The 26250-nt window shown below is 73.5% G+C and carries 27 protein-coding genes; 10 read left to right on the top strand and 17 right to left on the bottom strand.

Features of this window, described 5'->3' with window-relative positions; translation table 11 throughout:
• The first annotated feature begins 43 nt into the window (after nt 1–43).
• Nucleotides 44–952, top strand: a complete 909-nt coding sequence (locus ACGFT2_RS02805) for an aminoglycoside phosphotransferase family protein (RefSeq protein WP_393272781.1) — start codon at nt 44–46, stop codon at nt 950–952.
• A gap of 17 nt (nt 953–969) precedes the next feature.
• Here ACGFT2_RS02805 and ACGFT2_RS02800 read toward each other — a convergent pair whose 3' ends face one another.
• On the bottom strand, nt 970–1452 hold the full coding sequence (locus ACGFT2_RS02800) for a VOC family protein (RefSeq protein WP_393272780.1): 483 nt from the start codon (nt 1450–1452) through the stop codon (nt 970–972).
• Between the two features lie 120 nt (nt 1453–1572).
• Between ACGFT2_RS02800 and ACGFT2_RS02795 the strand changes: the two genes are divergently transcribed.
• Entirely contained in the window at nt 1573–2769 is a 1197-nt protein-coding gene (locus ACGFT2_RS02795) for an epoxide hydrolase family protein (protein WP_393272778.1), read from the top strand.
• Nucleotides 2770–2843: 74 nt separating this feature from the next.
• Here the strand turns inward: ACGFT2_RS02795 and ACGFT2_RS02790 are convergent, their stop codons facing one another.
• The gene (locus ACGFT2_RS02790; protein ID WP_393272776.1) at nt 2844–3227 is read right to left on the bottom strand and encodes a helix-turn-helix domain-containing protein; all 384 of its coding nucleotides are present in this window, start codon (nt 3225–3227) and stop codon (nt 2844–2846) included.
• Between the two features lie 300 nt (nt 3228–3527).
• On the opposite strand from ACGFT2_RS02790, the gene ACGFT2_RS02785 reads away from it, so the two are divergent.
• Nucleotides 3528–4415 carry an RNA polymerase sigma factor SigF gene (locus tag ACGFT2_RS02785; RefSeq protein WP_393272774.1) on the top strand — a complete coding sequence of 296 codons (888 nt, stop codon included), beginning with the start codon at nt 3528–3530 and terminating at the stop codon, nt 4413–4415.
• A gap of 168 nt (nt 4416–4583) precedes the next feature.
• On the opposite strand, the gene ACGFT2_RS02780 is transcribed toward ACGFT2_RS02785, so the two are convergent.
• Together ACGFT2_RS02780 and ACGFT2_RS02775 are read right to left on the bottom strand one after the other, a co-directional pair.
• Nucleotides 4584–5036: an ATP-binding protein gene (locus tag ACGFT2_RS02780; RefSeq protein WP_393272772.1), complete on the bottom strand. Its 453-nt coding sequence runs from the start codon at nt 5034–5036 to the stop codon at nt 4584–4586.
• Nucleotides 5037–5253: 217 nt separating this feature from the next.
• On the bottom strand, nt 5254–6567 hold the full coding sequence (locus ACGFT2_RS02775; protein WP_393272770.1) for a DUF6777 domain-containing protein: 1314 nt from the start codon (nt 6565–6567) through the stop codon (nt 5254–5256).
• A 392-nt stretch (nt 6568–6959) separates the two neighbouring features.
• Between ACGFT2_RS02775 and ACGFT2_RS02770 the strand changes: the two genes are divergently transcribed.
• Nucleotides 6960–8225 (top strand): streptophobe family protein, encoded by a 1266-nt coding sequence (locus ACGFT2_RS02770; protein ID WP_393272768.1) that lies wholly within the window; start codon nt 6960–6962, stop codon nt 8223–8225.
• Nucleotides 8226–8380: 155 nt separating this feature from the next.
• Here ACGFT2_RS02770 and ACGFT2_RS02765 read toward each other — a convergent pair whose 3' ends face one another.
• The 4 genes from ACGFT2_RS02765 to ACGFT2_RS02750 form a co-directional block, all read right to left on the bottom strand.
• Nucleotides 8381–9346 (bottom strand): serine/threonine-protein kinase, encoded by a 966-nt coding sequence (locus tag ACGFT2_RS02765; protein ID WP_393272767.1) that lies wholly within the window; start codon nt 9344–9346, stop codon nt 8381–8383.
• Complete coding sequence (locus ACGFT2_RS02760; protein WP_393272765.1) at nt 9343–9906, bottom strand: hypothetical protein; 564 nt, start codon at nt 9904–9906, stop codon at nt 9343–9345. Before ACGFT2_RS02760 ends, ACGFT2_RS02765 begins: the two co-directional genes overlap by 4 nt.
• A 7-nt stretch (nt 9907–9913) precedes the next feature.
• Nucleotides 9914–12253 (bottom strand): FHA domain-containing protein, encoded by a 2340-nt coding sequence (locus tag ACGFT2_RS02755; RefSeq protein ID WP_393272763.1) that lies wholly within the window; start codon nt 12251–12253, stop codon nt 9914–9916.
• A 105-nt stretch (nt 12254–12358) separates the two neighbouring features.
• Nucleotides 12359–12769: a hypothetical protein gene (locus ACGFT2_RS02750; RefSeq protein WP_393272761.1), complete on the bottom strand. Its 411-nt coding sequence runs from the start codon at nt 12767–12769 to the stop codon at nt 12359–12361.
• A gap of 313 nt (nt 12770–13082) precedes the next feature.
• Here ACGFT2_RS02750 and ACGFT2_RS02745 point away from each other — a divergent pair, with 313 nt between their 5' ends.
• Nucleotides 13083–13466 (top strand): nuclear transport factor 2 family protein, encoded by a 384-nt coding sequence (locus tag ACGFT2_RS02745; protein ID WP_393272759.1) that lies wholly within the window; start codon nt 13083–13085, stop codon nt 13464–13466.
• Between the two features lie 107 nt (nt 13467–13573).
• Here the strand turns inward: ACGFT2_RS02745 and mgrA are convergent, their stop codons facing one another.
• Nucleotides 13574–14566, bottom strand: a complete 993-nt coding sequence (gene mgrA / locus ACGFT2_RS02740; RefSeq protein ID WP_393272758.1) for an L-glyceraldehyde 3-phosphate reductase — start codon at nt 14564–14566, stop codon at nt 13574–13576.
• A gap of 111 nt (nt 14567–14677) precedes the next feature.
• Here mgrA and ACGFT2_RS02735 point away from each other — a divergent pair, with 111 nt between their 5' ends.
• From ACGFT2_RS02735 to ACGFT2_RS02725, 3 genes are all read left to right on the top strand, one after another.
• A complete protein-coding gene (locus tag ACGFT2_RS02735; protein WP_393272756.1) occupies nt 14678–15592 on the top strand; it encodes a LysR family transcriptional regulator in 915 nt (304 codons plus the stop codon).
• 67 nt (nt 15593–15659) lie between these two features.
• Nucleotides 15660–17180, top strand: a complete 1521-nt coding sequence (locus ACGFT2_RS02730; protein ID WP_393272754.1) for a carotenoid oxygenase family protein — start codon at nt 15660–15662, stop codon at nt 17178–17180.
• A 27-nt stretch (nt 17181–17207) separates the two neighbouring features.
• Nucleotides 17208–17723, top strand: a complete 516-nt coding sequence (locus ACGFT2_RS02725; protein ID WP_393272753.1) for a DUF664 domain-containing protein — start codon at nt 17208–17210, stop codon at nt 17721–17723.
• On the opposite strand, the gene ACGFT2_RS02720 is transcribed toward ACGFT2_RS02725, so the two are convergent.
• The 5 genes from ACGFT2_RS02720 to ACGFT2_RS02700 all read right to left on the bottom strand — a co-directional run bounded on the left by ACGFT2_RS02720 (nt 17705) and on the right by ACGFT2_RS02700 (nt 22417).
• A complete protein-coding gene (locus ACGFT2_RS02720) occupies nt 17705–18775 on the bottom strand; it encodes an adenosine deaminase (protein ID WP_393272751.1) in 1071 nt (356 codons plus the stop codon). The two genes, ACGFT2_RS02725 and ACGFT2_RS02720, sit on opposite strands and share 19 nt — an antisense overlap.
• 36 nt (nt 18776–18811) lie before the next feature.
• Nucleotides 18812–19204 (bottom strand): VOC family protein, encoded by a 393-nt coding sequence (locus tag ACGFT2_RS02715; RefSeq protein WP_393272749.1) that lies wholly within the window; start codon nt 19202–19204, stop codon nt 18812–18814.
• A 408-nt stretch (nt 19205–19612) separates the two neighbouring features.
• Nucleotides 19613–20518 carry an aldo/keto reductase gene (locus ACGFT2_RS02710; protein ID WP_393272747.1) on the bottom strand — a complete coding sequence of 302 codons (906 nt, stop codon included), beginning with the start codon at nt 20516–20518 and terminating at the stop codon, nt 19613–19615.
• A gap of 163 nt (nt 20519–20681) precedes the next feature.
• The gene (locus ACGFT2_RS02705; protein ID WP_393272745.1) at nt 20682–21884 is read right to left on the bottom strand and encodes an RNA polymerase sigma factor; all 1203 of its coding nucleotides are present in this window, start codon (nt 21882–21884) and stop codon (nt 20682–20684) included.
• 182 nt (nt 21885–22066) lie between these two features.
• Nucleotides 22067–22417 carry a YciI family protein gene (locus tag ACGFT2_RS02700; protein ID WP_393272743.1) on the bottom strand — a complete coding sequence of 117 codons (351 nt, stop codon included), beginning with the start codon at nt 22415–22417 and terminating at the stop codon, nt 22067–22069.
• 120 nt (nt 22418–22537) lie between these two features.
• On the opposite strand from ACGFT2_RS02700, the gene ACGFT2_RS02695 reads away from it, so the two are divergent.
• The gene (locus tag ACGFT2_RS02695; protein WP_393272741.1) at nt 22538–22981 is read left to right on the top strand and encodes a hypothetical protein; all 444 of its coding nucleotides are present in this window, start codon (nt 22538–22540) and stop codon (nt 22979–22981) included.
• Between the two features lie 100 nt (nt 22982–23081).
• Here ACGFT2_RS02695 and ssuE read toward each other — a convergent pair whose 3' ends face one another.
• The 3 genes from ssuE to ACGFT2_RS02680 form a co-directional block, all read right to left on the bottom strand.
• A complete protein-coding gene (gene ssuE, locus ACGFT2_RS02690) occupies nt 23082–23636 on the bottom strand; it encodes an NADPH-dependent FMN reductase (RefSeq protein WP_393272739.1) in 555 nt (184 codons plus the stop codon).
• A 286-nt stretch (nt 23637–23922) separates the two neighbouring features.
• On the bottom strand, nt 23923–24000 hold the full coding sequence (locus tag ACGFT2_RS02685; RefSeq protein ID WP_393272917.1) for a putative leader peptide: 78 nt from the start codon (nt 23998–24000) through the stop codon (nt 23923–23925).
• 352 nt (nt 24001–24352) lie between these two features.
• Entirely contained in the window at nt 24353–24529 is a 177-nt protein-coding gene (locus ACGFT2_RS02680; RefSeq protein WP_356939851.1) for a hypothetical protein, read from the bottom strand.
• A gap of 205 nt (nt 24530–24734) precedes the next feature.
• Here ACGFT2_RS02680 and ACGFT2_RS02675 point away from each other — a divergent pair, with 205 nt between their 5' ends.
• The gene (locus ACGFT2_RS02675) at nt 24735–26231 is read left to right on the top strand and encodes an SDR family oxidoreductase (RefSeq protein WP_393272737.1); all 1497 of its coding nucleotides are present in this window, start codon (nt 24735–24737) and stop codon (nt 26229–26231) included.
• Nucleotides 26232–26250 lie beyond the last annotated feature (19 nt).

Genomic DNA, 26250 nt, shown 5'->3' with positions numbered 1-26250 from the left:
ACCGCCTCGACAATCGGGCGTCGAGGGGCTGGGATGGGCGGCGATGAGTGACATCGACAGCCGAGGTCCGCGGAAGATGCACGCGGACGAACCCGACCTCGACGCCGCACTGGTCCGCCGCCTGGTCGCCCGCCGCTTCCCGCGGTGGGCCGGCCTGCCGGTACGGCGCCTCGCGTCCTCCGGAACCGAGAACGCCATGTTCCGTCTGGGCACCGACCTCGTGGTCCGGCTCCCCCGGCGCGCCGCCGCCGTCCCGGACGTACGGCGCGAGCAGCGGTGGCTGTCCCGGCTCGGGCCGCTGCTGCCGGTGGCGGTGCCCGAGCCGCTGGGGGTGGGCGAACCGGACGAGGGCTTTCCGTGGCCCTGGTCCGTCTACCGCTGGCTGGACGGCCGCAATCCGGTGGCGGGGGCCGTCGAGGACCCTCGGTCGCTCGCCGGGGAGCTGGGGGCCTTCGTGCGCGCGTTGCGCCGGATCCCGCCGCGGGACGGGCCGGCCGGCTACCGGGGCGGCCCGCTGCGGGACCGCGGCGAACCCACCCGCGCGGCCGTCGCCGAGCTGGGCGCGCGGGTCGACACGGAGGCGGTCACCGCCCTGTGGCGCGAGGCGCTGCGCGCCCCGGAGCACACGGGAGAGCCGGTGTGGGCCCACGGGGACCTGACCCCCGGGAACGTGCTGGTCCACGGCGGCCGGCTGAGTGCCGTGATCGACTTCGGAACCGCCGGGGTCGGTGATCCCGCCGTCGACCTCGTCGTGGCCTGGAACCTGCTGCCGTCGAGCGCCCGGGACGTCTTCCGCGAGGCCGTCGGCGCCGACGACGCGGAGTGGGCGCGGGGGCGGGGCTGGGCCCTGTCGATCGCGCTGGTCGCCCTCCCGTACTACTGGGACACCAACCCGGCGCTGGCGGACAACTCCCGGCACGTGATCGCCGAGATCCTCGCCGAGGCGCGCTGACGCCCGCGCCGCCCGAGTCACCCGCCCGCGTACGCCTTCTCCAGCGTGGCGATGTCGAGCTTGCCCATGCCCATCATGGCGCTCATGGCGCGGCCGGCCTTCTCCGGGTCGGGGTCGGCGGCCATGGTGGCCATGCAGTCGGGCACGACCTGCCAGGAGACGCCGTACCTGTCCTTGAGCCAGCCGCAGGGGCCGGGCTCGCCGCCGTCCTCGGTGAGCCTCGTCCAGTAGTGGTCGATCTCGTCCTGGTTCCGGCAGGTGATCTGGAAGGAGATCGCCTCGTTGAACCTGAACTGCGGACCACCGTTGAGCGCGACGAACCGGTGGCCGTTGGCCGTGAACTCGACGGTCAGGACGCCGCCGGCGGGACCGGGGGCGCCCTCCGGGTAGTGGGCGACCCTGTCGAGGCCGGAGTTCTTGAAGATCGACACGTAGTACCGCGCGGCCTCCTCGGCCTGGCCGTCGAACCAGAGACATGTGGTGAATCCGTCGGTGGTCATGAGCACCTCCGTGCATGCGATGCGGTCATCTGTATCGACCGGTGCACCGCGCCGAACTCATCGGCCGGGGCGGTGAATAATCCGGAGGGGTGAGCCGGGGGCCCGCATAGCATCCAGATCATGACCATTAGGCCCGACGAGAGCGTCCAGCCCTTCTCCCTGTCCGTCCCTCAGAGCGACCTCGACGACCTGCACGACCGCCTCGACCGCACCCGGTGGCCCGCCGAACTGCCCGGCGCGGGCTGGGAGTACGGGGTCCCGGCCGGCTACCTGCGCGAGCTGGTCCGGTACTGGCGGCACACCTACGACTGGCGCGCCGCCGAGGCGGAGCTGAACCGGTGGCCACAGTTCACCACCGTCATCGACGGGGCCAGCGTCCACTTCGCCCATGTGCGCTCGGCGGAGCCGGACGCCACCCCGCTGGTGCTGACCCACGGCTGGCCGGGCTCGATCGTGGAGTTCCTGGACGTGGTCGGCCCGCTCACCGACCCGGTGGCGCACGGCGGGGACGCGGCGGACGCCTTCCACGTCGTCGTGCCGAGCATCCCGGGCTTCGGGCTGTCCGGGCCCACCGGCGAGGCGGGCTGGGAGGCCGGCCGGGTCGCCGACGCCTGGGCGGAGCTGATGCGGCGGCTCGGCTACGAGCGGTTCGGGGTGCAGGGCGGCGACTGGGGCGCGGCCATCTCGCGGGAGCTGGGCCGCGCCCACCCGGACCGGGTGATCGGTGTCCACCTCAACCTGCTGCCCGGCGCCCAGGCGACCGGCGAGCCGACCGAGGAGGAACTGGCCGGGCTCGCCCCCGGGGAGCGGGAGCGCACGCTGCGGTCCTGGCGCGGCTGGGCGGACTGGTCGCGCGAGGGCACCGGGTACGCGGTGCTGCAGTCCACCCGGCCGCACACCCTCGCCTACGCCCTGACGGACTCCCCCGTCGGTCAGCTCGCCTGGATCGTGGAGAAGTTCCGGGAGTGGACGGATTCGCGGGAGCTTCCGGAGGAGGCGGTCGACCGGGACCGGCTGCTGACCAACGTGATGCTGTACTGGCTGACCGGCACGGCCGGTTCCTCCGGCCGTATCTACTATGAGCGGGCGCACGCCACCGGCCGGGCGGCCCGTCCGGCCGAACCGTCGGCGGCGCCGACCGCGCTCGCCCTGTTCCCGGCCGAACCGCAGGTCGCGCTTCGGCACAAGGCCGAGCGGACCGAGAATCTCGTGCGCTGGACGGAGTTCGACCGGGGCGGGCACTTCGCGGCCATGGAGGAACCGGATCTGCTGATCGGTGACGTCCGGGCGTTCTTCCGGCAGCTCCGGGAGAAGTGACCGGGCGGCCGGGCCGGCTGGCCGGCCGGTCAGCAGGGCAGGCGACCGGCCGGTCAGCAGGGCAGGCGACCAGGTCAGGCGGCCAGGCAGAGACCGTCGTAGGGGCGGCTCGGGACCGTGGACGGCCGCTGGTGCCGCGTCGTGCGGGCGGCCAGCTCGCCGTGCGCCAGCGACAGCAGGTCGCCGAGCCCCAGGCCGAGCGCCTGGGCGGCGGCCGCGAGGACTTCCGAGGAGGCCTCCTTGCGGCCGCGCTCGATCTCGGACAGATAGGGCAGCGAGATCCGGGCCGCGTCGGCCACGTCCTTGATCGTGCGCTGCTGTGCCCGGCGCTCGCGGCGCAGCACCTCGCCGACCAGATCCCGCCACAGAGGTTCCTTGCGCTCGGCCGGGCCGTCCGGGCGGTGGGGCGCCGGCCGCAGGGGGATCACTCGGGCTTCTGTGCTCACCTGTTCGCTCACCCCCGTCAGCCTAGGAGGCGCCCGGCGTGGGGCAAGGGCCGGGCGTTGCGCCGTGAGGGAACACGGCGCGACGCCGCGCGGAGCGCCCCGGCGCCGCGTCACCGGGGGTGGCGGTTTCGTGTCGATACGGAAAGAGAAATGCATGCGGCGCGTCACCGGGGGTATGCGCCGGGTGAAAGGTTGCGCAGACATGCATGAAGCCCTCGGTCCTGGGTACCCGGCGGGCACGGTCGCCGCCCGGGCGCCGGACACCCCGGCCACCGAGGCCGACGTCGAACCATGACTTTCGTGGGAGAGGTAATGGAAACCGCCGGTATCCGGTCGGAAGCAGAGGTCGCCGTGAGGACCGAGCAGGACGGGATGGGCGAGGAGCTGCTGCCCGGCATCGCGGACCCGGCGTCCGTGGCTCCGCGCGACGCACGTGCGCTGTCCCGGCAGTTCTTCCGCCGGCTCGCCGAGCTGGAAGAGGGCACGCACGCGTACCAGTACGCGCGCAACACCCTCATCGAGATGAACATGTCGCTGGTGCGGTTCGCGGCCGGCCGGTTCCGGGGCCGCGGCGACGACATGGAGGACATCGTCCAGACCGGCATGATCGGCCTGATCAAGGCCATCGATCGGTTCGAGCTGTCGCGCGAGGTCGAGTTCACCTCCTTCGCGCTGCCGTACATCGTCGGCGAGATCAAGCGGTTCTTCCGGGACACCACCTGGGCGGTGCACGTGCCGCGCCGGCTCCAGGAACTGCGGGTGGAACTGGCCAAGGCACGCGAGGAGCTGTCCAGCCGGCTGGACCGTGACCCCACGGTGGCCGAGCTGGCCACGCTCATGAACATCTCCGCGGGCGAGGTGGTCGAGGCCCAGCTGGCGTCCAACGGCTACAACTCGTCCTCCCTGGACGCCGCCCTCACCGGCGACGGCCCCGAGAACGGCGAGGCCGTGCTCGCCGACTTCATCGGTGTGGAGGAGGAGGGGCTGCAGCTCGTCGAGGACTTCCACGCACTCGCCCCCTTGCTGGCGGAGCTGACCGACCGCGACCGGGAGATCATCTACCTGCGGTTCGTCGAGGAGGCCACCCAGGCGGAGATCGGGGAACGGCTCGGCTGCTCCCAGATGCACGTCTCACGGCTGATCAAGCGGATCATCGCGCGGCTTCGCCAGGGCATGCTCGGCGAACTCGGCTGCGCCTGAGAGTTGCTGGCCGGAGGCGGGGGCGGCCGGCGGAGGTGCGGAGGCCGGGCGCCGGGCCGGGAGCGGTGGAGGCGGGGCGCCTGACCGAAAAGACCCGCCCGGCCCGTTCTCCGCGCGCGACTTCGGACTCTCTCCGCATCCCCGGTCGGCCCGCGCGCACGGCCGGGGTCAGCGCTTCAGCTCGAAGCGGGCGCGCACGCGTTTGCCGACGGGCACGCGCTCGACGGCGACCTCGGAGGCCAGGGCGTGCACGATCTCCAGACCGTGCCGTCCCACGCGTTGCGGGTCCTTGGGGTAGCGGCGGGGCAGAGCCGGGCTGCTGTCGTACACGGACACGGTGACGGCGCTGTCCGTGCCCTCCAGTTCCAGGATGTACGGGCCCGTACTGTGCTGGTCCGCGTTGGTCACCAGTTCGCTCACCATCAGCAGCAGCTCACCGTCGGCGCGGCTGTCGGCGGTGGCGCACCACTCGGTCCTGAGTTGCTCGAGGAACTGGGCCGCGAAGGTGCGCGCCTCCGCGATGCATCCGGGTTCTCCGGTGTAGTGCGCGGCGCGCCGCAGGGGCTCCACGGGTACGTCGAAACCAGTCGGTATCACTACCCCGCCCAGGTGTTCGGTCATGCTGTCTCTCTCGGAAAGCCCGGTCCGGCCAGTTGCTGTTGCACCAGTCCTCGTACCCCGAGGCGGGCCCGGCAGTCCACCGGATGTGTTCGCCATGCGCGCACAGTGGCGATTGTCACTCTCGGGGCCCGGGAGGTGGGTGCGCGCGCACGCGTCCGGCGAGCCTGGCGCGTGTGCGCTCACCGGCCGGCGAACCGGGTGTCCTGCGCGTGCCCGCTCACACGGCCGGCGAGCCGGGAGCCGGGGACTGCGGCAGCGTGGCGGTGCCCACCGACCTCCCGCTGGTCCAGGAGGTGACCACGCCGGACGAGGACTGCGGCAGGGAGTTCGCCGTGGACGGCGCCGAGGCGGTGCGCTGCCCGGCCGACGGCGGCCCCGACGACGGCCCCGGCTTCGACTCGGGCGGCTTCGACTCGGGCTTCGACTCGGGTGGCTTCGACTCGGGCTTGAACTCGGGCGGCTTCGACTCGGGTGGCTTCGACTCGGGCTTGGACTCGGGCGGCTTCGACTCGGGTGGCTTCGACTCGGGCTTCGACTCGGGCTTCGACTCCGGGGACTTCGACTCGGGTGAGGTGGACTCCGGGGACTTCGACTCCGGAGACTTCGACCCCGGCGACGTGGACTCGGGGGATTTGGCTCCGGGGGAACTGGACCCGGGCGACTTCGACTCCGACGAGGAGGACGGCGCGGAGGACTCGGGCTGCGACGACGAGGACGAGGACGGACTCGACTTGCCCGGGGTAGGCGCCGGCCGGGTCCAGGGGTGTTCGACCGCCGGCGGCTTCGTGGGCTGGTCCCGGCGGGCGGCGTGGTCGCCGCGGTGCCGGTGGATCCAGTCGTCGTGGTGGGTGTCGTAGAGGACGAAGGCGCTGACCGGTTTCGGCGCGGGCGCCACCACGACCACGTTCGAGGGCCGGTACGACGACCAGCGTTCGCCCGTCACCTTGGGCGCGGTCCGCTGCGCCACCGGCGGGGTCAGCGGGTTGCCGCAGGCACAGCGCACCCGGGGCACGCCTCGGCCGTCGACGAGGACCGCGGTGCCCGCCTGGAGGACGGACTGGTATGTGGTGGCGGCGCCGTCACGGAAGCCGTGGCTGGTGACGCGGGTGTCGACGCGCAGCTGGACCGGGGTGAGCGAGCGCAGGTACGCGGGCACCTGGGACGGCTGGACGCCGGCCACGGAGGCGAAGGAGCGGTTCCTGGCCTGATCGTCCTGCAGATACTTGATCTGCTTCTCCACGTCGCAGGCGGCGACGTGCTGCGTGCCGCTGTACAGGCCGGGCGCCGCGCCGTCCACCGCGCGGACCTCGCCCGCCGCCCCGGTAGCCGGGACGTCGGGGGCGGAGGGCTCAGGCGCCGCGGAACTCTGCCGCGCGGTCGACCCCGTGAACGGGTCCCGTCCCGTGCTGTTGGCGGACTGCAGGAAGACCTCGCCGCCCTTGCCGGAGGAGCCGCCGCCCGGGCGGGTGTAGACCACCGCCAGGACCACGGCCAGGATGACGACGCCGGTGGCGGCGACCACGCGCGGCACGGACCTCCACCACGGTCCGCGCGGCTCCGCGGGCTCCGCCCCACCACCCGGCGGCTGCGAGGGCGGCGGTCCCGAGGGCGGCCGGTTCGAGCCGGACAGCGGTCCCGAGGGAGGGCCCTTGGGAGGGCCGGAGGGAGGGCCGGAGGACGGAGGTTCGACGCTCACGAGGACTTCTTCCCGTCGCGATCGGCGCGATACGCGGCTGCTACGCGTCACATTCCGGTTGGTGCATTCGGGTGCACGTTTATTCCATTGTGTGCCGCGCTCGGGTGTGGCTCGCAAGCCGACGCGGACGGCCCGCCCAGCGGACGGCGCCCCGCGTGGCGCCCGACCCGCCGCGGACGGCCCACCCCGCCGGGCCGCACGCCCCATGGGTGCCTAGCGTGGCAGGGGTGAGCCCTTCCACCCTCTCCGCGCGGCCCGTGGCCCGTCATGGCTGGGCGCAGGCCGTGGCCGCCGTGCTGACCGGACTGGCCGTCATGGTGCTGGTGGCTGCGCTGGGCCTGTGGGCGGCCGGCGCCGCGGGGCTGCCGGACGGCGCGTTCCCGAGGGTGGTGGCGGCGACCCTGGTGACGGCCGTCGGCGGCAGCGTGGAACTCTCCGGCGATGCGGGCGGCCTCGCACGGACCGGGGCCGGGCTGACGGTGATGCCGCTGTCGGTGACACTGGCGGGCGCGCTGGTGATCGGCTCGGGTTTCGTGCGCCCGCTGCGGCACCGTGCGGTCGCCTCGGCCCGGGAACTGGGCGGCTGGGCCGCGCGGCTCGCGGTGCTGTGGCTGCTGGTGCTGGCCGGCCTGGCCCTCGCCGCCCGGCAGACCTTCGCCGTGGACGTGGGCAGCGGCACGCTCAGCGACCTGTCCACGCTGTTCGGCGCGGCGCCCGAAGTCGGATTCACCACGGACGTGCCGCTGACGGTGCTGTTCGGTCTGCTGTGGCTGGCCGGGGTGCTGGTGCTGACGCTGCTGGTGGCGCGCGGGGCTCCGCTGCCGGGGCGGCTGCTGCGCTTCCAGGAGTCCGTGCGCCCGGCGGCGCACGCGATGGCCGTCCTGCTCCTCGCCGCCGTCGCCGCCGGCCTCGTCGTCGCGCTGATCGCGGCCGCCCGCGGACACGCGCCCGCCGCCCTCGCGCTGATCCTGCTCGGGCTTCCCAACGTGGCCTGGCTGAGTCTGACCCTCGGCCTCGGGGCGACCTGGGACGGCCGGGTGGACGGGCCCTTCGGGCTGCCGATGCCGCATGTCCTGGACCTGGTTCTGCGCACCCCGGACGTCTCCGCGCTGAACATGCGCTCGCTCGCCGAGCACGACGGCCGCGTCTGGTGGCTGGTGGCCGTGGACGCGGTCCTGCTGCTCGGCGTCGCCTTCCGGACGGCGGTGCGTTCACCGGCCCGGGTCCGGCCGTGGCGGCACGCCCTGCACCTGGCGGTCGCGCTGGCCCTGACGGTGGCGGCCGTCTGTCCGCTGGGGCGCGTCTCGGCGCACTACGGGCTGTCCCTGCTCGGCATCGGCGATCCGGGCGGCGGGCTGTCCGGGGAGCTGTTCCTGAAGCCCCGGCTGTGGCAGGCGGTAGGGCTGGGCGCGCTGTGGGGGCTGGTCGGCGGCTTCCTGGGGGGCATGCTGGCCCGGCCGGTGCACCGCAGGAGCGCGCCGAAGCTTTCCTGAGGGCCTGTCCGGCGATTCCCGTCTGCCACGCGACTCCGGCAATTCCCGTCTGCCGCGCGACTCCGGCAATTCCCGTCTGCCGCGCGACTCCGGCAATTCCCGTCTGCCAGCGACTCCGGCCCGATTCCCTTCTGCCGCGCGACGCCACGCCGGCTTCAGGGACGGAACACGGGTCCGGCCCAGGGCGGGGGCGCCGGTGGCGTCGCGCGGTCGGGTCCGGGCCGCGCGCCGGCTCCGGCGGGTGCGGGCGTGTCGCTCACGCGCAGGGCGGCGACGAAGTCCAGGCAGGTCTCGTAGCGGGCGTCCGGGCTCTTGGCGAGCGCCTTGCCGAGGACGGGGTCCACGGCGGCCGGCAGTCCGGGCCGGACCCCGCTCGGCGGGGGTGGCTCGTCGTACTGGTGGGCCCACAGCAGTGCCATGTCGTCCTCGCGCTGGAAGGGCGGGCGGCCGGTGAGGATCTCGTAGACCACGCAGGCCAGGCCGTAGACGTCGCAGCGGCCGTCGACCGGGCGGCCGGAGATCTGCTCGGGCGCCACGTAGTCGAGGGTGCCGACGAACTGGCCGACGCTGGTGAAGCCGGTGAGGGAGAGCGATTTCTTGGTCAGTCCGAAGTCGGTGAGGTACACGTGCTCGGGGTGATCCCTGTCGGTGCCCTCGGCGACGAGGATGTTTCCGGGTTTGACGTCCCGGTGGACCAGTCCGTGCGCGTGGGCGGCGTCCAAAGCGGAGGCCACCTGTGCGCAGATCCGTACAGCGTCCTGCAGGGGCAACGGGCCGCGCAGGTCGAGGAGGTGGCGCAGGTCGCTCCCGGAGACGTAGCGCATGGCGATGAAGAGCACGCCGTCCGTCTCACCGGCCTCGAAGACCGGCACGATGTGCGGGTGGTCGATCGCGGCGGCCACCTGGGACTCATGGGTGAAGCGCTTGCGGAAGGTGTCGTTGCGGGCCAGTTCCGGCGCGAGCAGTTTGAGCGCGACCGTACGCTCCAGGCGCAGGTCGCGGGCGCGGTAGACGACGGCCATGCCGCCGCGCCCCAGCTCGCTCTCGACCCGGTAGCCGGCCACCTGGCGGCCGATCAGCTCCGACGGCCGGCCGGAGGAGACGCCGGCCTCGTGCGTCATCGGCGTTCACCCTCGGGCGCCACCAGCCGGGTCGGAGCGCGCCCGGACTCGTCCACCGCGGCGACCGGCCGGTCGGTGGCGTACGTGCCGAGCCGCCGTCCGTCCCCGTACAGCCACCGCTCCTGCCCGGCGTCGTAGATCCACATGGACTCTCCGTCGACCACGATCCCGATCCGCAGTCCCTCGGTGCGGTCGTGGAAGTCCTCGCCGTCGACGCCGCCGGCGGCGAGTTCCTCGACCGCGGACCGGTAGTCGGCCAAAGCCTGTTCGGCGCGGGCCAGCAGCGGCCGGGGGTCGGCGGTGCCCTCGGGGTCCGCGGGCCCGTCGGGGGCCGGCGGGTCCTCGGGTACGGCGAGCAGGAGGCGGCCGTCGACCCAGGCCGCCCAGCCGTTGGCACACAGGACGTGTCCCCAGTCGCCGCGCCGTTCGACGAGCTGGACCGGCAGCAGCGGGTCGAGGGGCACCGTGGGCCTGGCGGGGTCCGGCGCCTCCCAGGCGGGCATGCCGTGCGGCGGGACGACGTGCGTGGGCCGGAATCCGGGACCGGGTGTTCTCGTCATCGGCCGCCTACCTCCGCATCACGGCCGGCTCGTGCCGGCGCAACAGCCGGACGACCGCTGACCCGTAGAGGGCGGACAGCACCAACAGCATGGCCAGGTCGAGCAGCCAGACCCCGGTGGCGTGCCGGAAGAGCGGGTCGGCGGTCAGGGTTCCCGGCACGATCCGGGACAGTCCCACCGTGCCGGCCAGGGCGCCGAGCGCCCATCGGGAGGGCACGAACCAGGACAGCTGCTCGAGGCCGGGTACGCCGGCGAGCGGGAGCAGCGCTCCGCAGAAGACGACCTGGACGATGGCGAGGAGCACCAGCAGCGGCATCGTCACCTCCTCCTTGCGTACCAGCGCGGAGACCAGCAGGCCGAGCATCATCGCCGTGAAGGCCAGCAGGGCGACGATCAGGGTGATCTCGGCGAGCGGCGGCCCGAGGACACCCCGGCCGCCGGGGGCGCCGAGGTCGACGCCGAGCAGGGCCACCAGGGTGAGGACGACGGCCTGGGCGATCGTGATGGTGCCGAGCACCACCACCTTGGACATCAGGTAGGCGGATCTGGGCAGGCCGACCGCGCGTTCGCGCTGGTACACCACCCGTTCCTTGACCAGTTCGCGGACCGCGTTGGCCGCGCCGGTCAGGACGGCGCCGACGCACAGGATGAGCAGCGCGTTCATCGCGGTGTCCCGGGTCAGCGCGCCGCCCGCCAGGGCCCGGGCCATGGCGCCCATCACGAACGGCAGGGCGATCATGATCAGGAGGAAGGTGCGGTCGGCGCTCAGGACGGCCGTGTAGCGGCGGGCCAGCGTGCGCAGCTGGGCGCCCCAGCCGCGCGGACGGGGCGGCGGTGCCGGGGTGAGCCGGGCCGGGCCGGGATGGTGCGGCTGGGTGCTGGCCTCGGCGACGTAGTGCCGGTGGAACGGCGACTCGCGGTACTCCCGGGCCCAGTCCCGCCCGCGGTCGTGGTCGAAGGCCTCGAAGGCCTCCGGCCACTGCTCGCAGCCGAAGAAGGCGAGGGCGTCGCCGGGCGGGCCGTAGTAGGCGACCGTACCCCCGGGAGCCAGCATCAGCAGGCGGTCGCAGACGCCGAGGCTCAGCACACTGTGCGTGACCACGATGACCGTGCGGCCGTCGTCGGCCAGGCCGCGCAGCATGTTCATCACCGACCGGTCCATGCCGGGGTCCAGGCCGGAGGTCGGTTCGTCCAGGAAGAGCAGCGAGGGCTTGGTGAGCAGTTCCAGGGCCACGCTGACCCGTTTGCGCTGCCCCCCGGAGAGGCTGTGCACGGGCTGTCCCGCACGCTGCTCGAGGCCCAGTTCGCGGATCACCTCGTCCGCCCGGGCGCGTCGTTCCGCCTTCGCGGTGTCCTGCGGGAACCGCAGTTCGGCGGCGTAGGTCAGGGCGGCGCGCACGGTGAGCTGTGGGTGCAGGATGTCGTCCTGCGGGACCAGGCCGATGCGCCCGCGCAGTTCGGCGTAGTCGCGGTACAGGTCGCGTCCGTCGTACAGGACCGTGCCGCGGTCGGCGGGGCGCTGTCCGGTGAGCGCGTTCAGGAGTGTGGACTTGCCGGCGCCGCTCGGTCCGACCACCGCCAGCAGGCATCTCTCCCCCACCGGGAAGGACACGTGGTCCAGGAGCACCTTGCGGCCGCGGTCGACGGCGACGGTGAGGTCCTGCACGTCGAGGGAGACCTCGCCGGTGTCGACGTACTCCTGTAGTTCGCCGCCGACCAGGCAGAACGCGGAGTGCCCGATGCCGACGACGTCGCCGGGGCCGAGGGCGGCCAGGGTCGCGGGCCGGCCGTTGAGATAGGTGCCGTTGTGGCTGCCGAGGTCGGCGATCTCGTACCCGCCGTCGGGCCGGGCGCGTATCTCGGCGTGGTGGCGGGAGACGGCCAGGTCGTCCACGACGAGGTCGTTGTCCGCGGCGCGGCCGATGCGGAGGGTGCGCGCGGGCAGCGGGCGGACGCTGGTGGGGCTGCGGAAGGTGCCGGTCCGCTCGGGCATCGAGACGGTGGCGGGACGGTCCGGGGCCAGCCGCGGGGCGCCGGTCAGCACGGCCCGGGGCCCGTCGGTGGGGTTGCCGAAGCGCAGCTCGCTGCCGGGTCTGACCTCCCACTGCTCGACCCTGAGGCCGTCGGCGTAGGTGCCGTTGGTGCTGTGCTGGTCCGCCAGGGTCCAGTGGTCCTCCGGGCAGCGCAGCACGGCGTGGTGCCACGAGACCCGGGCATCGTCGAAGACGATGTCGCTCAACGGGTCGCGTCCGACGTGGTAGTCATGGCCCGGACTCATGATCGTGGAGCCCGTGTCGGTCTCCACGACGAGATCGGGCGCCGTCGGGGCGACCGGCCAGTCCGCCATGATCAGAATTCTACCGATTCGCCCGCATGTGCGCCCACTGTCGCCCGGTGCGCCGGCCGTCGCGCTCGCCGGCCCGCACCGGCCCGCGACGAGCACGGACACGTGTCAGGAGACGGGTACGACGAGGGGCGGGGCGGTGCGCTGCATGCGCAGGGCGTCGATGGACTCGGCGAGCAACTCGTACTCGGTGGTGTCGTCGTGGGCGGCGATCCGCACCAGCCGACCGCCCGCCAGCTCGTCGGCGACCAGTTCCTGCTGGACGTCGTCGGCACACCAGGCACGCAGCAGGGCGGGCACGTCGGCCACCGTGTCGGCCACCGGCACCAGCGCGCCCGCCGGGAAGGGGGCGTCCTCGGGGCTCGGATCGAGCCGTTCGGCGATCCAGGAGGCCCGGTCCCGTAACCACCACAGCGCCAGTGCCAGGGTCGGCGCGCGATAGGTGCCCAGTGGTACGCCGATGCGCCTGCCGTCGCACGTGCCGTACGCCGTGACATGGCACAGGAATTCGTCGTGCACGTCTCACTCCCCCGTCGCCTCGGTGATGGCCGGCCGGGCTTTCGCTCGTGTGCGGCGCCTGTGCGGTGAAGTGCCCCTCGCTCCGAGTATCGCCACTGCCGACACAGAGTCACCACGACTTTCCGGCCACTCTGTTGGCATATTCACCGCCCGTTCTGGCCTGAATACACCGGCCTGTACGGGCCCTTGGAGCATGACGTCGGAGGTAATCGACCGCTCCGCCGCTCCTCCGGCATGGTGGTCCCACCGGAGCGGCGGGAGTCGAATCCGGGCCATGACCAGGAGTTACGACCTCGATGGAGGCTGATTCACCATGTCCGCGAACACGAACCGTTACGAGAACGCCGCCGCCCGTTACTTCGAGGCCTGGAACGCCACCGGGCCGGCGGCCATCGGCAAGGCGGTCGCGGCCGCGTGGACGGCGGACGGCGGCTACACCGACCCGCTCGCCGAGGTCCGTGGGCACGAGGGGATCGCGGCCGTGATCGCGGCGGCCCACGAGCAGTTCCCGGGCTTCGTGTTCCGCCCGCTCGGTGCGGTGGACGGGCACCACGACACCGCGCGCTTCGGCTGGGAACTGGTGCACGAGGCCGACGGCTCGGCGCCGGTGGCCGGGTTCGACGTGGTCACGCTGGACGAGGAGGGCCGCATCCGCCAGGTGCTGGGCTTCCTGGACCGGGTACCGGCGGGCGCCTGACGGCGGCTCCCGCTCCGGAGGCGGCTCCCCCGTCAGGAACCGCCTCCGGTAAGCGCCACGTCTTCAGGAACGACTCCGGACCTCCTCGCGAGCACCCGCCGGCACTCTCAGCCCTTCACGATCGCGTCGATCCGCGCCAGCTCGTCGGCGTCGAAGTCGAGGTTGCGGATGGCGCCGACGCTGTCCTCGACCTGCCGCGGGCTGCTCGCACCGATGAGGGCGGAGGTGACCCGGCCGCCGCGCAGCACCCAGGCCAGAGCCAGCTGGGCCAGGGTCTGGCCGCGGGATCCGGCGATCTCGTCCAGGGCGCGCAGCCGCCCGACCAGGTCCTCGGTGACCGCGTCGGAGTTCAGGAACGGGCTGTCGCTCGCGGCCCGGGAGTCCTCCGGGATGCCGTCCAGGTAGCGGCCGGTGAGCAGGCCCTGCTCCAGCGGGGAGTAGACGATGGAGCCGACCTGGAGTTCGTCGAGGGCGTCGAGCACACCCGCGTCCTCGGGGCGCCGGTCCAGCATCGAGTAGCGCGGCTGGTGGATGAGGAGCGGCGTGCCGAGGCCGGCCAGGATGCGGGCGGCCTCGCGGGTCTGCTCGGCGGAGTAGTTGGAGACGCCGACGTACAGCGCCTTGCCCTGCTGCACCGCCGAGTGCAGCGCGCCCATGGTCTCCTCCAGCGGAGTGTCCGGGTCGGGGCGGTGCGAGTAGAAGATGTCGACGTGATCCAGGCCCAGCCGGCCGAGGCTCTGGTCGAGCGAGGAGAGCAGGTACTTGCGCGAGCCCCATTCGCCGTACGGCCCGGGCCACATCAGGTGGCCCGCCTTGGTGGAGACGACCAGCTCGTCGCGGTACGGCGCGAAGTCGGCCCGCAGGGCGTCGCCGAGCGCGGACTCGGCGGCGCCGGGCGGCGGGCCGTAGTTGTTGGCCAGGTCGAAGTGGGTGATGCCGAGGTCGAAGGCGCGGCGCAGGATGGCGCGCTGGGTGTCGACGGGACGGTCGGGCCCGAAGTTGTGCCACAGGCCGAGGGACAGCGCGGGAAGCTTCAGGCCGCTGCGTCCGGTGCGCCGGTAGGGCATCTCGGCGTAGCGGTCGGGGTGTGCGGTGTACAACGCGACTCCAGAGGGGTTGGCACACGATCTACCGGTTCCACTCTTGCCCCGACGATGTGCAGTGGTCCAACAGGAGAATCAGATGGAATTGTGCGACTAGGCTTCTCAATCATGGAACTGCGCCATCTCCAGCACTTCGTCGCCGTCGCCGAGGACCAGCACTTCACCCGGGCCGCCGAGCGCCTGCTGGTGTCCCAGTCGGGCCTGTCCGCGTCCATCCGGGCGCTGGAGCGGGAGCTGCGGGCACCGCTGTTCGTGCGCACCACCCGCCGGGTGACGCTCACCGAGGCGGGCCGTGCGCTGCTGGTGGAGGCCGAGCGGATCCTGGCCCAGGTGCGCTCGGCGCACGAGGCGGTGGCGGCGGTCCAGGGCGTCCTGCGCGGCACGCTGTCGCTGGGCACCGAGCAGTGCATCGCCGGGGTGCACGTGGCCCGGCTGCTGGCCGCGTTCCGCGGCCGGCACCCGGACGTGGAGATCCGGCTGCGGCAGGCGGGCTCGGGCGCGCTGGCCGACGAGGTGGCGGCCGGGCGCCTCGACCTGGCCTTCGCGTACCGCACCCGGGCGGACACCGACCAGCTGCGCTCGGTCTCGCTGACCGGCGAGCCGATGACCGTGCTGTGCCATCCCGGGCACCGCCTGGCCGCAGCCGCCGCCGTCGTCTCCCCGGACGACCTCACCGGCGAGGTCTTCGTCGACTTCCACCCGGACTGGGGTCCGCGCCGCACCACCGACGCCGCCTTCGCCGCGGCCGGCGTCCGGCGCACGGTCGCGCTGGAGGTCAACGACGTGCACAGCCTGCTGGACCTCGTCGACGAGAACCTCGGGATCGCGGTCGTGCCCCGGCACTTCCGGCACAAGCGGCCCTCGCTGACGGCGCTGCCGCTGAAGGGCACCGGCGAGACGGAGTACGAGACCGTCGCCCTGCTGCCGCCGGAACGGGCCACCAGCCCCGCCGCCCGCGCGCTCGTCACCCTCCTCGAGACAGGGGACCTGGCACCACCCCAGGACGGGCCCCAGGCCACCTGACTCCGGTCGTCCGCCGCCGCAGACTCGTGTCCGTCGGCCACCACGACGGCGATCAGGAGCAGGCACCATGGCGGAACACACACGACGGACCGTGCTGCGCGGCGCGGCCGGACTCGCGGCGGCGGGGACAGCGGCGGGCACCCTGACCGGGGCCGCCGTGTCCCGGGCCGCGGCAGCCCCGGCGACGGCGTCCGCGCCTGCCACGAGGCGTCACTTCCCGTTCCTGGAGGGGGCGTTCGAGCCGGTCACGGAGGAACTGACGGCGTTCGACCTGCCGGTGACCGGCCGCATCCCGCGCGAGCTGAACGGCCGCTTCCTGCGCAACGGCCCGAACGTCCTCGGACTGGAGGATCCCCGGGCCCACCACTGGATGCTCGGCGAGGGCATGGTGCACGGGGTCCGGCTGCGCGACGGCAGGGCCGAGTGGTACCGCAACCGCTGGGTGCGCTCCGCGCAGGTGGCCGGGAAGCTCGGTGAGCCCGGCCCGGTCCCCGTCCCGCCGGACGACTTCGCGTGCAACACCCACGTCATCCCGTACCGGGGCCGGATCCTCGCCCTGCAGGAGAGCGGGCCCCTGCCGTACGAACTCGACGGCGAGCTGGGCACCGTGGGCACCTACGACTTCCGGGGCACCCTGGAGGGCGCGTTCACCGCGCACACCAAGTTCGACGCGTACGCCGGTGAGCTGCACGCCGTCGCGTACTACCCGGCCTGGGACCACGTACGGCACCTGGTCGTGGACCCGGCGGGACGGGTCGCGCGCACCACCCGGATCCCGGTCGCCGACGCGCCGATGATGCACGACTTCGCGCTCACCGAGAGGCATGTCGTCGTCTTCGACGTCCCGGTCACCTTCGACCCCGCGGCCGCCGGACGCGGCGTCCCGGTGCCGTACGTGTGGAATCCCGGCCATCCCATGCGGGTGGGGGTGCTGCCCCGGGCGGGCGGCCCGGTGCGCTGGTTCGGGGTCGCTCCGGTGTTCTACTCGCACACCCTCAACGCCTATGACGAGGGGACGTCCGTGGTCGTCGACCTGACGACCTACCCCGCCCCGTTCGACGTCGCAGGGCCCGGCACGGACGGGCCGCACGCGGTGGGCACGGCGAGGCTAGAGCGCTGGACGATCGACCTGCGCCACGGTCGGGTACGGCAACGGGTCCTGGACGACCGGCCGCAGGAGTTCCCGCGGGTCAACGAGGCCCTGGTGTCCCGCCGGCACCGCTACGGCTACTCGGCCGCGGCCGCCGACATGTCGCTCGCCTACCTCGGGCCCGACGGCAGCCCGCCCGACCGGGCCTTCTCCAACGCCCTGATCAAGCACGACCTGCTGCGTGCCGGTACCCAGGTGCACCGGCTCCCGAAGGGGGCGGCGGCGGGCGAGGCGGTCTTCGTGCCCCGGGATCCCGAGGACGCGAACGCCGCGGAGGACGACGGATTCACGCTCGCGTACGTCCACGACCCCGACCGCGGAGCGGCCGATCTGCTGATCCTCGCGGCGCAGGACTTCACCGGCGAGCCGGTCGCCCGGGTCCACCTGCCGGGGCGAGTGCCGCTGGGCTTCCACGGGAGCTGGATTCCGGACGCGTGACGACGACCGATGCGCGATGGTGGACGCATGCACGCAAAGGACGTCCTCATCGACGGCTACGGCCGTATCCGGGAAGAAGTCCATGCCGCCCTCGACGGCCTCGGACCGGACGGACTGCACCAGCGCCCGGCCCCCGCAGCCAACTCCGTCGCCTGGCTCGTCTGGCACCTCACCCGGGTGCAGGACGACCACATCGCCGACGCCTTCGGCCTCGACCAGGTGTGGCTCACCCAGGACTGGGAGAAGCGCTTCGGCCTGCACCTGCCCCGGCTCGACACCGGGTACGGGCACGGCCCGTCCGAGGTCGCGAAGGTCCGGGTCGCTTCCGCGGACCTGCTGAGCGGGTACTACGACGCCGTGCACGAACAGACGCTGGGCGCCCTGCTCGGGCTCGCGGCCAAGGATCTCGAACGTGTCGTCGACGAGCGCTGGGATCCGCCGGTCACGCTGGGCGTCCGCCTGGTGAGCGTCCTGTCCGACGACCTTCAGCACGTCGGACAGGCCGCCTATGCCAGGGGGCTGGTTCAGAGCGCGGACGCGTAACCCGGCAGGACCACGTCCTCGATGAGGGCCTTGCGCTCGTCGAACGGGAGGAAGGCGCTCTTGAGGGCGTTCACCGTGACGGTGCGCAGGTCCTCGACCGTCCAGCCGGCCTCCTCGACCAGCAGGGACATCTCCCGGGTCATCGTCGTGCCCGACACCAGGCGGTTGTCGGTGTTGAGGGTGACCCGGAAGCCGAGGTCCTTCAGGGCGGTGATCGGGTGCTCGGCTATCGAGGTGGCGCAGCCCGTCTGGAGGTTGGAGGTGGGGCACATCTCCAGGGCGATGCGGCGGTCGCGCACCCAGGAGGCGAGGCGGCCGAGCTTGCCGTCCACGATGTCCTCGGTGATGCGCACACCGTGGCCGATGCGCTGGGCACCGCACACCTGGAGGGCCTGGTGGATGCTGGGCAGGCCGTGGGCCTCGCCGGCGTGGATGGTGAAGGGCACGCTCTCCCGGCGCAGGTGCTCGAAGGCGGCCAGGTGGTCGGCGGGCGGGAAGCCGTCCTCGGCACCGGCGATGTCGAAGCCGACGACGCCGGCGTCGCGGTAGGCGACGGCCAGGGCCGCGGCCTCGCCGACACGGTCGAACATCCGCATGCCGCACAGCAGGGTGCCGACGCGGACCGGGGTGCCCGCGGCCGCCGCCTTGGCCATACCGGCGGCGAGGCCCTCCTGCACGGCCTCCACGACCTCGTTCAGCGTCAGCCCGCCGTTCACGTTCAGCTCGGGGGCGTAGCGCACCTCGGCGTAGACGACGCCGTCGGCGGCGAGGTCGAGGACGTACTCCTCGGCGGTGCGCAGCAGGCCCTCGCGGGTCTGCATGACGGCCAGGGTGTGCTCGAAGGTGGCGATGTAGCGGACCAGGTCGCCGGAGTTGGCCGCCTCGAAGTACCAGGCGGCCAGTTCGCCGGGGTCGGTGGTGGGCAGCTTGTGGCCGACCGCGGCCGCGAGCTCGACGACGGTGGCGGGGCGCAGGCCGCCGTCGAGGTGGTCGTGCAGGACGGCCTTGGGGAGCCGGCGGAGGGTCTCGGTGTCGATGCGGGGCGCGGTCATGGCAGGGGCTTTCCTCGGCAGCTGGTTCACGGGTGGTCAGACGGCGGGCTGGAGCAGGTCCCAGCGGTTGCCGTACAGGTCCTGGAAGACGGCGACGGTGCCGTACGGCTCGTGGCGCGGCTCTTCCAGGAAGGTCACGCCGGCGGCCGTCATGCGGGCGTGGTCGCGGGCGAAGTCGTCGGTGTGCAGGAAGAACCCGACCCGTCCGCCGGTCTGGTCGCCGACGCGGGTCCGCTGGTCCTCGCCCTTGGCACGGGCCAGCAGCAGGCCGGTGGCGGCCCGGTCGCCGCCGGGTTCCACGACGACCCAGCGCGAGCCGTCGGGGCGCGGGGCGTCTTCGGCCAGACGGAATCCGAGGGCCTCGGTGTAGAAGCGGATGGCCTCGTCGTAGTCGTCGACGACGAGGGTGACCAGGGCGAGGCGGCGCATCGGGACCTTCCGGTGGGGGTGGTTAGCGGGTGAGGTTATACGTAAAACTACACCTGCGCCAGTCCTGGTTCTACGCGCGTCGCACCATGGGCGGTACGGGGCTTCCGGCGGGACTCCGCGCCGCGGTGGGCGGACGGCACGGGAGCGCCCGCCGGACGGTCGCAGAGCGCGGGACGACCGGGAGGGGCCCCGGCCTCCGTGGCCGACGCAATCAGCTGATCTGCGTGCCGACAGCCGGGTCACGCTCGTGATCTGGACCGGCCTGCCCCTGTCCCCCGAGGGCCGGACCACGGCCCGGGCCCTGCTGCCCACCGTCCTGAACCAGGTCCGCGCCGGCCTCGCCCTGCCCACCGGCACCGGCTCGGTGTGCCGATCACGAGCGCCGTCGAGGCCGGCCGGGTTCGGGCGTCAGGCCGTGGGGGTGCGCGCCCCGGCGAGCCGTGCCAGTTCCTCGTCGCTGAGCCGGAGCGCACCGGCGGCGACGTTCTCGGCCAGGTGGTCGGGGTTGCCCGTGCCGGGAATGGCGAGGACGTGCGGGCCCTGGTGCAGGGTCCAGGCGATGCGCACCTGCGCGGGGCTCACACCGTGGCTCCGGGCGACGGAGAGCACCGCGTCGTCGTGGGCGGTCGTGGCACCGGCCTCTCCGGCCGCTCCGGCGACGGCGAAGAAGGGGACGAAGGCGATGCCGCGTTCGCCGCAGAGCCGCAGGACCTCGTCGTCGACGGGGTCCGGGCGGTCCACCGCGTACCGGTTCTGCACGCTCACCACCGGCGCGATCTCCAGGGCCTCGTCGAGGTGCCGGGGCTGGACGGCGGAGATCCCGAGGTGGCGGATGAGCCCCGCCTCACGCAATTCGGCCAGCGCGCCGAAGTGTTCGGCTATGGAGTCCTGGTGCGTCCGGCGGAGGTAGACGACGTCGAGACGGTCACGGCCGAGCTGGCGGAGGTTCTCCTCGACGTGCCCGCGCAGCTCGTCGGGCCGGGCGGAGGTGCCCCACTCGCCCTGGTTGTCGCGGTAGGGGCCGACCTTGGTGGCGACGACCAGGTCGTCGGGGTACGGCGACAGCGCGGTGTTGACGAGTTCGTTGGCGGAACGCAGCGACGAGAAGTAGAACGCGGCCGTGTCGATGTGGTTGACACCCAGGTCGACGGCCTTGCGCAGCACGGTGAGTGACGTTTCCCGGTCGCTCGGGGTGCCGAGATGGAAGGCGGCACTGCCGGTCAGCCGCATCGCGCCGAATCCGATGCGATGGACGGGAAGGTCGCCGAGCTTCCAGCTGCCGGAGGAGCCCGCGGTGATCGTTTCTGCAGTCATCGGCGGAGTGTCGCACAGAGGCCCCGGCCGGGCACCGGCGATACGGGGCCGGCGGGCGGCCCGGTATCGCCGGGCAGGCCCGATGGCGAGTCGGAGCCGGCCGGCGGGGAGGGTCCGCCGAGCGGGCCGCCGACGGCCACGGGGTGGACCGCTTGGCGGCGGGTCACTCGGCCCGGGGAGCCGTCTCGCGCCGGCGGCGCTCCAGGTACACCCGTTCGGCCTCGCTGTCGGCCAGCCCGGCGGCGAGACCGTATTCGGTGGCGGCCTCGGCGGTGCGGCCCAGCCGGCGCAGCAGGTCCGCGCGGACGGCGTGCAGCACGTGATAGCGGCGCAGGCCGAGCGTGTCCACCAGGGCGAGGGCGCGGGCCGGCCCCTGGGTCTCAGCCACGGCGACGGCCCGGTTCAGGGCGACGACCGGGGACGGCGCCAGGGCCGTCAGCTGGTCGTACAACTGCAGGATCTGCCGCCAGTCGGTGGCGGCGGCGGTGGGCGCGTCGCTGTGCACCGCGTTGATCGCGGCCTGGATCTGGTACGGGCCCGGCCGGTTGCGCCGCAGGCAGCGGCCGACCAGGCCCTGGCCCTCGGCGATCAGTTCCCGGTCCCAGCGGGTACGGTCCTGTTCGGGCAGCGGGACGAGGAACCCGTCGGCGTCCTGCCGGGCCGGCCGCCGGGACTCGACGAGCAGCATCAGCGCGAGAAGACCGATGGCCTCCGGCTCGTCGGGCATCAGCTCGGCCAGCAGCCGGCCGAGGCGCAGCGCCTCCGCGCACAGGGCGGCATCGCCGGTGTAGCCCTCGTTGAAGATCAGGTACACGACCGCGAGGACCGCGCCCAGCCGGTCGGGCAGGTCGGCGTCGCGGGGCACCCGGTACGGGATGCCCGCGTCACGGATCTTGGCCTTGGCCCGCACCAGCCGCTGCGCGAGGGTGGCTTCGGGGACCAGGAAGGCGCGGGCGATCTGCGCGGTACTCAGACCGCCGAGCAGGCGCAGCGTGAGGGCGACCCGCGCCTGGAGGGCGAGCGCCGGGTGGCAGCAGGTGAAGATCAGCCGGAGCCGGTCGTCGCGCACGGGGCCCTCCTCGGGCGGTGCGCCGGGCGCGTACAGCAGGGCGGCCTCGGCGTGCCGGCTGCGCCGCGAGGACTCGCGGCGCAGCCGGTCGACGGCCCGGTTGCGGGCGGTGGTGATGATCCAGCCGGCCGGGCTCGGCGGCACCCCGGCCTCCGGCCAGGTGCGCACGGCGGTGGCGAAGGCGTCCTGGACCGCTTCCTCGGCGAGATCGATGTCGCCGAGGAAGCGGACGAGGACGGCGACCGCGCGGCCGTACTCGGCGCGGAAGACGGTCTCGATGCCGGGCGGCCCGGCCACGGGTGCCGTTTCGCCGTCGGTGCCGGTCCCCGGTGCCGGACCGCCGTCGGTGCCGGTCCCCGGTGCCGGTCCACCGTCGGTGCCGGTCCCCGGTGCCGGACCGCCGTCGGTGCCGGTCCCCGGTGCCGGACCGCCGTCGATGCCGGTCCCCGGTGCCGGTCCGTCTCGGTGCCGTTCCGTGCTCAGTGCTCGTCCGCGAAGGGGCGTACCTCGATGGGCAGGGTGGTGGCGAGCGCGGCCTTCCGGCCCCATGCCAGGGCCTCGTCCAGGTCGGCGGCCCGGATCAGGCACACTCCGCCCAGGTACTCCTTGCCCTCGGCGTACGGCCCGTCCGTGACGAGGACGTCACCGTCCTGGGGGCGCAGCACGGTGGCCGTCTCCGGGCCGTGCAGGCCGCCCGAGAAGACCCAGGCGCCGGCGGCGCGCAGTTCGTCGTTGAAGGCTTCGACGTTGCGCATGATGCCGGCGAGTTCCTCGGTGGCCGGGGGCCGGCCGTCGGCCGGCTGGACCACGCTGAGCAGGTAGTGCTGCATGACGCCCTCCATGATGTCGTGCCCGTGCCGGGCTGTCCGTCACCTCCTACACGAACGGCCGGGCCCCGGATCGACACCGCGCCCCTGCCGGGGCGGAAAAACTTCGGAAGAATCCCCGCCATGAACGTCAGCGCGCATCCCCTCGTCGTCCGCGCCCGCCGGCTCGCGGCGGAGCTGCTGGTCCCCGAGGCCGAGCGGGTCGACCGGGAGGGGGTGCCCGCGAGCCACATCGCGGCGGTGAGGAGGGCGGGACTGCTCGGGGTGGCCGCGTCGGGCTCGCCGATGTCCGCCGCCGGGCCTACGCCCTCGCCGATCACCCGGCGCCGCTCGATCGGGCCGAGGAGCGGCTGGCCGTGCGTGCGGAGGCCTTCGAGGCGCTGCGCACGGCCACGACGGCCGTGGTGCGGCCGGGGCGGCCGTGCGATGGCCCTGACCAACCGCGCGCAGCGGCTGGCCCGTGAGGCTCTGTTCCTGCTGGTGCGGGGCCAGACGCCCGAGTCGCGCTCGACTCACCTGCGCTCGCTGAGCAGGGATGCGGGGGCTGGCCGTAGCGGGCTCGGGTGAGCGGCCGCCCCGCGCAGCCGGTCGCCGCGCCGGGCACCCGCGGCACCGCGCACGGTTGTCCACGCCGGTGTGGTGCCCCCGGCCTGTGCGGTCCCGGTGTTCAGCTCGCCGCCGCCAGGGCCGGGGTGCGGTCGAGGGCGGCCGAGAACTGGTCGACGACCTGGCCCAGAGCCTCGGCGGTGCCGGGGGCGACGGCCAGCGAGCCGTCCTCCCCGACGGTGATGTCCTTGTCGAGGGTGAACCAGCCCTGGACTATGTGGGCGGCACCCATGGAGTTCAGTACCGGGCGCAGCGCGTAGTCGATGGCGAGGACATGGGCGGTGGAGCCGCCGGTGGCGAGCGGCAGCACGGTCTTGCCGGTCAGCGCGTACTGCGGGAGCAGGTCGAGCAGTGCCTTCAGGACCCCGGAGTACGACGCCTTGTAGACGGGCGTGCCGACGACGACCCCGTCGGCGCGCGCGAACAGTTCGGTGGCCTCGACCACGGCCGGGTGCCGCAGGTCCGCGCCGAGCAGGGCGTCGGCCGGGAGGGTGCGTACGTCGAGCGGGATCACCCGGTGGCCGCGCGCGATCAGGCGCTGGTCGAGGTGGCGCAGCAGGCGGCCGGTGCGCGAGGACGCGGAGGGACTGCCGGAGACGGACAGGACGGTGGCCATGGGTGCCTCGTTTCTGTGGTGCGCCGGGCGCGCGGGGACGGCCCCGGAGCGCTGCGGTCGCATGCGCCCGGTGCCCTGCGACGGCATGCGTCGGCGAGGTCGCCCCGTCGGTCGACGTGGGCAGTCCGGCGAGCGCGTCGTCCGGGCTATGCGGGCGTGTGGAACCGCTGTGCGGAAGGTGTTGCGGAATCGCCCGGTGCGGGTTTTCGGGCAGGCGGATTTCCGTGCGGGAAGGAGCGGGAAACCCAGGCCCGGGGCGGCTCGGACGAACGCGAGGGGCGGCGGATCAGTCCGCGGGGCGACAGGAGGCACTGGAGACGCGCGCGAGGTCGACATGGCGTCGCCGCGTGAGGTCCAGTCGCATCGTCATGCCGATGATCGTGGCAGCAGCCGCTGACGGCCGTCAAGGACAACCCGGCCGGTCTCGTATCGCGGACCGCCGGATCCACGAAGACGCGACGGCGGATCGCCGAACCGTCGTCACCCCGCAGGCACCCGGGGCCTCTTCGGCTACGGACGGCGCTCGCCCGGCCGGCGCCGCGCGGTGCCGTGCGGTGCTGGGGGGGCGAGGCGGTGCGCGGCGACGGTCCGGCCACCGGATGCACCGGATGAACCGCGGCGGCCGGCCGTCGTCGTCAGGCGCCGCCGTCGCCGGCGCGCCGCCGTGTCCGGGCGCGGCCGTGTCCGGGCGCGGCCGAGGTCAGGCGCGGCCGAGGTCAGGCGCGGCCGTCCTCCTCCTGCCCCTCGACCACGACGAGGAAGGCGTCCGCCTTCAGGTCCATCACCACGGTCGCCGGTTCGCCCTCGGCGCGCCGGGCGGCCGCGTACTCCTCCGCCGGCCACGATCCGCGCGGAGACCCTGCGGGAAAGCGCTCCAACACCTTCGCACTCATGACGGCGGCCACCTCCAGCTGCACTGACGAACAGGACGTACAGGTTGTACCGGTGCGGCTGCCCGCGATCGGTCCGGACATGTCACCGCGTCGGCGGAGGTGCATCCGATCCGGAGGCCGGACCGGAAGGGGAGCACAGAAGCAGCCTCGACGTCGAGGACCGAGAGAGCCGAGAGAGCCGAGAAGGCCGGGAGGGCCAGGAGCGATGGACGACGACCGGCGGACGGACGAGCGGCGGTACCTGGTGACCGGCGCCACAGGTTATATCGGCGGCCGTCTCGTCCCCGAGCTGCTGGCCGCCGGGCACCGGGTGCGCTGTCTGGCCCGCTCCCCCGGCAAGCTGCGTGACCAGCCGTGGGCGGGTGACGTGGAGGTCGTACGAGGTGACGTCACCGACGCCGCCTCGGTGGGGGACGCCCTGCGGGACGTGGACGTGGCCTACTACCTGGTCCACGCTCTGGGCACGGGGCCGGACTTCGAGGCGACGGACCGCCGCGCGGCGCAGATCTTCGGCGAGCGGGCGCGGGCCGCCGACGTGCGCCGCATCGTCTATCTGGGCGGTCTCACACCCGGTGGCGTCCCCGAAGAGGAGCTCTCCCCGCATCTGCGGTCCCGGGGGCAGGTCGGCCGCATCCTGCTGGACTCCGGCGTGCCGACCACCGTGCTGCGCGCCGCGGTGATCCTCGGCTCCGGGTCGGCCTCCTTCGAGATGCTCCGCTACCTCACCGAGCGGCTGCCCGTGATGATCACTCCGAGCTGGGTCCGCACTCGTATCCAGCCCATCGCCGTCCGGGACGTACTGCGCCTCCTCGTGGGCAGCGCCGGCATGCCGGCCGAGGTGAACCGCGCGTTCGACATCGGCGGCCCGGACGTCCTGACGTACCGGGAGATGATGATGCGGTACGCGCGCGTGGCCGGTCTGCCGCGCCGGCTCATCCTCTCGGTGCCCGTCCTCACCCCGCGGCTGTCCAGTCTCTGGGTGGGCCTGGTCACTCCCGTCCCGGCCGGCATCGCCCGGCCGCTGACCGAATCGCTGCGCCACGAGGTCGTCTGCCGCGAGCACGACATCGCACGCTATGTGCCCGCGCCGCCGGGGCATCCCCTCGGCTTCGACCAGTCGGTGCGGCTGGCCCTGCGCCGGGTGCGCGAGGCCCGGGTGACCACGCGCTGGTCGTCCGCCGCGGTACCCGGCGCGCCCAGCGATCCGCTGCCGACCGACCCGGACTGGGCGGGCGGCAGTCTCTACACCGACCAGCGCGAGGCCACGGTGGACGCCGAGGTGCACGACCTGTGGCGGGTGATCGAGAGTGTGGGCGGGGAGAACGGCTGGTACTCCTTCCCGCTCGCCTGGAACGTGCGGGGTCTGCTGGACCGGCTGGTCGGCGGGGTGGGCCTGCGCCGGGGACGCCGGGACGCGCATCGGCTGCGCGTCGGTGACTCGGTGGACTTCTGGCGGGTCGAGGAGATCGAGCCGGGACATCTGCTGCGGCTGCGCGCGGAGATGCGGCTGCCGGGCCTCGCCTGGCTGGAGCTGTACGCGGAGCCGGACGGCAAGGGCCGCAGCCGGTACCGCCAGCGGGCTCTGTTCCATCCGCACGGCCTGCTGGGCCACGCCTACTGGTGGAGCATCTCGCCGTTCCACGCCGTCGTGTTCGGCGGCATGGCCCGCAACCTCGCCCGAGCGGCCGCGACACCCCCATGACCGGCTCCACGGCCGGCCC

The sequence above is a fragment of the Streptomyces sp. NPDC048514 genome (assembly GCF_043199955.1).
In the GTDB taxonomy this organism is placed as follows: domain Bacteria; phylum Actinomycetota; class Actinomycetes; order Streptomycetales; family Streptomycetaceae; genus Streptomyces.
The sequence above is the reverse complement of the archived record's forward strand: the minus strand, read 5'-3'. Positions and strand labels throughout refer to the sequence as shown.

What these genes read in the sequence shown, in the direction of transcription:
- ACGFT2_RS02805 (WP_393272781.1), top strand. Translation starts at nt 44, where the DNA reads ATGAGTGACATCGACAGCCGAGGTCCGCGGAAGATGCACGCGGACGAA.
- ACGFT2_RS02800 (WP_393272780.1), bottom strand. Translation starts at nt 1,452, where the DNA reads ATGACCACCGACGGATTCACCACATGTCTCTGGTTCGACGGCCAGGCC.
- ACGFT2_RS02795 (WP_393272778.1), top strand. Translation starts at nt 1,573, where the DNA reads ATGACCATTAGGCCCGACGAGAGCGTCCAGCCCTTCTCCCTGTCCGTC.
- ACGFT2_RS02785 (WP_393272774.1), top strand. Translation starts at nt 3,528, where the DNA reads ATGGAAACCGCCGGTATCCGGTCGGAAGCAGAGGTCGCCGTGAGGACC.
- ACGFT2_RS02780 (WP_393272772.1), bottom strand. Translation starts at nt 5,036, where the DNA reads ATGACCGAACACCTGGGCGGGGTAGTGATACCGACTGGTTTCGACGTA.
- ACGFT2_RS02765 (WP_393272767.1), bottom strand. Translation starts at nt 9,346, where the DNA reads ATGACGCACGAGGCCGGCGTCTCCTCCGGCCGGCCGTCGGAGCTGATC.
- ACGFT2_RS02760 (WP_393272765.1), bottom strand. Translation starts at nt 9,906, where the DNA reads ATGACGAGAACACCCGGTCCCGGATTCCGGCCCACGCACGTCGTCCCG.
- ACGFT2_RS02755 (WP_393272763.1), bottom strand. Translation starts at nt 12,253, where the DNA reads ATGGCGGACTGGCCGGTCGCCCCGACGGCGCCCGATCTCGTCGTGGAG.
- ACGFT2_RS02745 (WP_393272759.1), top strand. Translation starts at nt 13,083, where the DNA reads ATGTCCGCGAACACGAACCGTTACGAGAACGCCGCCGCCCGTTACTTC.
- ACGFT2_RS02735 (WP_393272756.1), top strand. Translation starts at nt 14,678, where the DNA reads ATGGAACTGCGCCATCTCCAGCACTTCGTCGCCGTCGCCGAGGACCAG.
- ACGFT2_RS02730 (WP_393272754.1), top strand. Translation starts at nt 15,660, where the DNA reads ATGGCGGAACACACACGACGGACCGTGCTGCGCGGCGCGGCCGGACTC.
- ACGFT2_RS02725 (WP_393272753.1), top strand. Translation starts at nt 17,208, where the DNA reads ATGCACGCAAAGGACGTCCTCATCGACGGCTACGGCCGTATCCGGGAA.
- ACGFT2_RS02720 (WP_393272751.1), bottom strand. Translation starts at nt 18,775, where the DNA reads ATGACCGCGCCCCGCATCGACACCGAGACCCTCCGCCGGCTCCCCAAG.
- ACGFT2_RS02715 (WP_393272749.1), bottom strand. Translation starts at nt 19,204, where the DNA reads ATGCGCCGCCTCGCCCTGGTCACCCTCGTCGTCGACGACTACGACGAG.
- ACGFT2_RS02710 (WP_393272747.1), bottom strand. Translation starts at nt 20,518, where the DNA reads ATGACTGCAGAAACGATCACCGCGGGCTCCTCCGGCAGCTGGAAGCTC.
- ACGFT2_RS02700 (WP_393272743.1), bottom strand. Translation starts at nt 22,417, where the DNA reads ATGCAGCACTACCTGCTCAGCGTGGTCCAGCCGGCCGACGGCCGGCCC.
- ACGFT2_RS02695 (WP_393272741.1), top strand. Translation starts at nt 22,538, where the DNA reads ATGAACGTCAGCGCGCATCCCCTCGTCGTCCGCGCCCGCCGGCTCGCG.
- ssuE (WP_393272739.1), bottom strand. Translation starts at nt 23,636, where the DNA reads ATGGCCACCGTCCTGTCCGTCTCCGGCAGTCCCTCCGCGTCCTCGCGC.
- ACGFT2_RS02685 (WP_393272917.1), bottom strand. Translation starts at nt 24,000, where the DNA reads ATGCGACTGGACCTCACGCGGCGACGCCATGTCGACCTCGCGCGCGTC.
- ACGFT2_RS02680 (WP_356939851.1), bottom strand. Translation starts at nt 24,529, where the DNA reads ATGAGTGCGAAGGTGTTGGAGCGCTTTCCCGCAGGGTCTCCGCGCGGA.
- ACGFT2_RS02675 (WP_393272737.1), top strand. Translation starts at nt 24,735, where the DNA reads ATGGACGACGACCGGCGGACGGACGAGCGGCGGTACCTGGTGACCGGC.